This window comes from Paraburkholderia sp. SIMBA_027 (assembly GCF_046535315.1).
Lineage (GTDB): Bacteria > Pseudomonadota > Gammaproteobacteria > Burkholderiales > Burkholderiaceae > Paraburkholderia > Paraburkholderia tropica.
In genome coordinates, this window is record NZ_JAWRWY010000222.1 from 1 (window position 1) to 348 (window position 348).

Sequence of the window (348 nt, forward strand, 5' to 3'; positions counted from 1 at the left end):
TTTCGATAAAATAAACAGTTTTAACTTCTGCACCACTTTTTTGAGTTGATACGGCAGCTCTCTCACCATCGTAGCTATAGCTAATCCCAACAGTAGATATATTGCCACTATTATCAATCTGCATCGGATCCCAAATCAATATTTTTTCCCCATTAAGAATAGTATATGTTTTAGAATGCTTGTCCCCTTTACGCTGAATAGTCTGAAAAGTTCTTTTTCCTATACTTTTTAAAGGTCCCTCATAGCCCATATCCAAATAAGCCGCAATCTGTTTTTTTAGACCAGGATGCTCCTTTTGGGTTTTAGCTAGATACTCTATACCGTAATCATGTTGCTCTTTAGTCCACT

1 protein-coding gene is annotated in these 348 nt (G+C 36.5%); it reads right to left on the reverse strand.

From position 1 onward, the window contains the following. Positions 1-348 (reverse strand): hypothetical protein (locus SB764_RS38860; RefSeq protein ID WP_410866590.1); only part of this gene is annotated, 348 nt, incomplete at both ends.